7 protein-coding genes and 1 pseudogene are annotated in these 3,281 nt (G+C 57.1%); 4 read left to right on the top strand and 4 right to left on the bottom strand.

Going from position 1 to position 3,281, the window contains the following annotated elements; all coding sequences use genetic code 11:
* The 3 genes and pseudogenes from NW819_RS07960 to NW819_RS07950 form a co-directional block, all read left to right on the top strand.
* Nucleotides 1-227, top strand: a pseudogene (locus NW819_RS07960) (UDP-N-acetylmuramate--L-alanine ligase); the annotation flags it as partial.
* 29 nt (nucleotides 228-256) lie between these two features.
* Nucleotides 257-1,243: a UDP-N-acetylmuramate dehydrogenase gene (gene murB / locus NW819_RS07955; protein ID WP_414413430.1), complete on the top strand. Its 987-nt coding sequence runs from the start codon at nucleotides 257-259 to the stop codon at nucleotides 1,241-1,243.
* Between the two features lie 119 nt (nucleotides 1,244-1,362).
* The gene (locus tag NW819_RS07950) at nucleotides 1,363-1,629 is read left to right on the top strand and encodes a hypothetical protein (RefSeq protein ID WP_414329076.1); all 267 of its coding nucleotides are present in this window, start codon (nucleotides 1,363-1,365) and stop codon (nucleotides 1,627-1,629) included.
* 49 nt (nucleotides 1,630-1,678) lie between these two features.
* On the opposite strand, the gene NW819_RS07945 is transcribed toward NW819_RS07950, so the two are convergent.
* The 4 genes from NW819_RS07945 to NW819_RS07930 are packed head-to-tail and all read right to left on the bottom strand — an operon-like array spanning nucleotide 1,679 to nucleotide 2,695.
* The gene (locus tag NW819_RS07945; RefSeq protein ID WP_414413429.1) at nucleotides 1,679-1,948 is read right to left on the bottom strand and encodes a cadmium resistance transporter; all 270 of its coding nucleotides are present in this window, start codon (nucleotides 1,946-1,948) and stop codon (nucleotides 1,679-1,681) included.
* Between the two features lie 5 nt (nucleotides 1,949-1,953).
* Entirely contained in the window at nucleotides 1,954-2,328 is a 375-nt protein-coding gene (locus NW819_RS07940; protein WP_414351860.1) for a cadmium resistance transporter, read from the bottom strand.
* A 4-nt stretch (nucleotides 2,329-2,332) separates the two neighbouring features.
* Nucleotides 2,333-2,551, bottom strand: a complete 219-nt coding sequence (locus NW819_RS07935; RefSeq protein WP_414351859.1) for a hypothetical protein — start codon at nucleotides 2,549-2,551, stop codon at nucleotides 2,333-2,335.
* Between the two features lie 12 nt (nucleotides 2,552-2,563).
* Nucleotides 2,564-2,695 (bottom strand): hypothetical protein, encoded by a 132-nt coding sequence (locus NW819_RS07930; RefSeq protein WP_414413428.1) that lies wholly within the window; start codon nucleotides 2,693-2,695, stop codon nucleotides 2,564-2,566.
* A gap of 52 nt (nucleotides 2,696-2,747) precedes the next feature.
* Between NW819_RS07930 and NW819_RS07925 the strand changes: the two genes are divergently transcribed.
* A partial coding sequence (locus tag NW819_RS07925) for a DUF3598 family protein (protein ID WP_414413427.1) occupies nucleotides 2,748-3,281 on the top strand: 534 nt, incomplete at its 3' end.

The following is a 3,281-nucleotide window of genomic DNA, read 5'->3' as shown; positions in this document are numbered from 1 at the left end:
ACAGCTTGCGCTTGGCCGTGGCGGTGGCGGAGCACCATCCCCATGTGCGCTATGTGTCGTCTTTGCCGCGATTGCCGGAGGTGTTGCCGTCCGTCCTGCAGCCTGGAGATCTCGCCGTTTTTTTGGGCGCAGGGGACCTAAATCAGCAGATAATCGCTACGATGCGGGCATATGCGGCTCAGGTGAGGGAACAGCCTGGGCAAGCCAAAAATCCAAACTTCAGCTGAAAAGATAGCTGCTTCTGAGGTATTGAATCATGACGACGGCTCCGGTGGTGCCTCAGCGGGATGGTTCCTGTGAGTCTGAGGCGGCAAGTCTTACCGCTGAAGACAGGCTTCTCCCCCGCGGGCCGGCGGCTCTGCTATCTGGACGAATTCAATCGGGGATCCCGTTGGCTCCTCTGACCACCTTTCGCGTGGGCGGCAAAGCGGAGTGGTATTGTGAGCCCCGTAGCCATCTGGAGCTGCAGCAGTGTTTGGCTTGGGCGCGAGCAGAAGGGATCCCCACGACGCTGTTAGGGGCAGGCAGCAATCTGCTCATCAGCGATGCGGGGTTGAAGGGGCTGGTGATCGGCACTCGCCGTTTGCGGGGGATCCAACTGCTGGAAGGGGGGAGAATGTGGGCCGCTGCCGGAGAGCCTTTGGTCAATCTGTCGCGGGCCGCCGCCAGGCAAGGCTGGAGTGGGTTGGAGTGGGCCATCGGGATCCCTGGCACGCTAGGGGGAGCCGTGGTGATGAATGCCGGTGCCCACGGACGCGCCATGGCGGATGTGCTGGTGGAAGTGCAGATTTTGGACGAGGAACAAGAGCCCTGCCGCCTAGAACCTGCCGATCTGCAATTTGGCTATCGCCGCTCTCGCCTACAGGACTCCCCCTGGACGGTGACAGGAGCGACGCTGCAGTTGATCCCAAGCAGGGATCCGTCCCAGGTGCAGTGGGAAACCCAGCGCTACCTCAACCAACGCCTAAGCTCTCAGCCCTATCATTTGCCCAGTTGTGGCAGCGTCTTTCGCAACCCAGAGTCTCACCCTGCCGGCTGGCTAATCGAGCAGGTCGGCTTGAAGGGGTACCGCATCGGTGGGGCCCAAATTTCAGAGCGCCATGCCAACTTCATCCTCAATTGCCATCAGGCGAGTGCCAAGGACATTTACCGCTTGATTCGCTTGGCCCAGGAAAAGGTCTATCAACAATGGTCGGTGCTTTTGGAGCCGGAAGTGCGCATTCTGGGATCCTTTGAGGATTAGAAGAGCATCGGCTGGGCAATTTGGCCTGCTTTCTTTTGATGACTTTGATAATTTCGATGATTCTGCTCTTAAACTGTTCTTACCAGCTTAGATGCTCGTCGATTCTTTCCTATCGGCTTATGAGTCAAGATGCAGCCACCTTACGTCGTTTAATTCAACGGCTCAATCAGTCCCACACCACTGCGGAAGAACGCCGCTATTTGGTGGAGATCGGCAGCCTGGCTGCTTTGCTCACCCCGGAAGAGGCTGCCGCTTTGGCCCAGGATCCCAAGCAACTCACCGCCGAGCAGCACTATCGCATCTGGGACTGGGTGCATCGCTGGGAACGGGAGCACCGCCACGAAGATCTGGACTGGGATCCCTCTCTAGACCGACACAACGACTAGAACTCGAAAGAATCCCGTCCCGCTATCACGAACAAATCCCGGCCAGAGTCTAAGACAAAAGCCATCTCCAAGTCTCATTTTTGAACAGGATCCACACCCCCAAACCCACCAGAATCCAGGGCACCCAGTGTTCTGTCCGTTCCGTTAAAACCTTCGCCACTGCAGGCTGCATCGTCAGTTTTTGAGCCATTGCAAACCACAATCCCTTCATCAGAAAAAAGATCGTGGAAAAAAGGGCCAACCGGAGAGGGGTGCTGCCGGCAAACAGAGGAACGTACAGGCTGACATTATCTCCACCATTGGCAAAGGTGAGGAGCATGGACATCAGGGCTGGTGGGGGCAAAAAACTGACCAAGCCTTTTGGGTTGGGCGCTCTTGCAGTTCTTCCAGCTCTTCTTCCAGGGCTTCTTCCAGCTCAGGTTGCCACAATTTCCAACCGCCTACCGCAATCGGGATCAACCCCAGCAGCCCAATCGCAGGTGGCGGCAACAGCAGGCCCCCCAGGTATCCCAGAGAGCTGAGCAGGATCAACCCTGCCAAGCCCAAGTAGCCTCCCAGCCAAATGTGCCAGCCCTTCCACAGGGGTTGCAGCTGCGCCTGGGCAAACAACAGAACCAGCAAGAAAAAGTCGTCGATATGGGTGGCAACAAAAGCGAGGATCCCTTCGACTAAAGTTGCCCAGAAAATTGCCAGCGGCATAGGGTTAAGAAATGGGGAAGATGGCGCTGATATCGACGAGGTGAAACTGAAGCAGCCCAACAATTGCCGAAGTATAGGCGGTAGAAGAAGCCAGCCCAATCAAGAGATCGCGTTTCATATTGCGGGGTTTCTCGCCTTTCTCGACGACATCCGTAGCGCCAAACTGCATCATGAGAATGCCCATCAAGTTGGAGAGCCAGTACCCCACGAGGGTTCCGCCCAAAAACCACTGTGGCTACCACAGGCTACACAGGTAGCCCAACCCATAGGCAATCGGCAGATTGAAAAACAAGTCATTCCACCAGGAAAGGGGAGACAGCATAAACCCCAAAATCAGTAAAATGCCACCTCGGAGCTTCTTCCCCATAGGTCTTGCTCTCCAGCGTTACGTCCTCACAATCTTAGCTTCACATTGCTTCATGAAAACCCAAAAACAATGTCTGGCTCTCCACCTGGGAGTGTGGCACGGCCTCTTCTCCAACTATCGACCCACCGCCGGCGGCTGGGAGCTGGGGGGCCAAAAGCGCAGCCTCATCACCTTTGAGGCCTTGGCTCCATCCTCTTCTTCAGGAAGTCCGGCGGCAGGGAGCGCGATCCGCCAAACCAACGCCTACTACCCCCTACAGGGATCCCCCACTCCCGAAAGCTCCCAGAGCTGGGTCTACCAGGATTTCTCGCCGGGATTGCGCTTTTTCCCCGATGGATCTTTTTCCAATGGGCGGCTGCAGCTGGCGCCGTTTAGTGATTTTGCCGTCGAGCAGGGCTTTCTCTGGGGGGATCGCAAGGCGCGGCTGGTGCAACAGTGGGATGCCCAAGGTCGTCTGGTAGAGGTAACCGCGATCCTGGAGCGGCGCGGCCAAGCTTTGGATCCCGTTGCAGACTGTGCACCCCTGAGCAGAGAGCAGCTGAGAGCCTGCCTCCAGGGGAGATGGCGGGGGATCGCCCAGAGCTTT

The sequence above is a fragment of the Synechococcus sp. R8-2 genome, from assembly GCF_047461715.1.
In the GTDB taxonomy this organism is placed as follows: domain Bacteria; phylum Cyanobacteriota; class Cyanobacteriia; order Thermostichales; family Thermostichaceae; genus Thermostichus.
The sequence above is the reverse complement of the archived record's forward strand: the minus strand, read 5'-3'. Positions and strand labels throughout refer to the sequence as shown.